The following is a 317-nucleotide window of genomic DNA, read 5'->3' as shown; positions in this document are numbered from 1 at the left end:
CCAAGCGATCACGGCTTGCTACCCGAAGACGGAGATTCAGAAATGCATCATTCACCAAATCCGCAATTCGACGCGCTACGTGTCCTACAAGGATTTCAAGAAAGTAACGGCAGACCTGAAGCCCATCTACAAGGCCGCAACAGAAGAAATGGCCCTTGTGGAGCTTGATCGCTTTGAAGAGACGTGGGGTCCCAAATATCCGCTGATTATCCGTTCGTGGCGTACCAACTGGGATGAACTCGCTACGTTCTTCAAGTATCCGCCAGAGATCCGCAAGCTCATCTACACGACAAACATGATCGAAAGCTACCATCGCC

Annotated in this window: 1 protein-coding gene; it reads left to right on the top strand. The window is 50.8% G+C overall.

Annotated features, from left to right (window positions below; all coding sequences use genetic code 11):
- On the top strand, positions 1 to 317 hold a 317-nt coding region (locus PPOP_RS17500; protein WP_042229778.1), incomplete at both ends, for an IS256 family transposase.

The sequence above is a fragment of the Paenibacillus popilliae ATCC 14706 genome, from assembly GCF_000315235.1.
In the GTDB taxonomy this organism is placed as follows: Bacteria; Bacillota; Bacilli; order Paenibacillales; family Paenibacillaceae; genus Paenibacillus_B; species Paenibacillus_B popilliae.
Note: the sequence above shows the minus strand (reverse complement) of the source record. Positions and strands in the feature narration are given on the sequence as shown.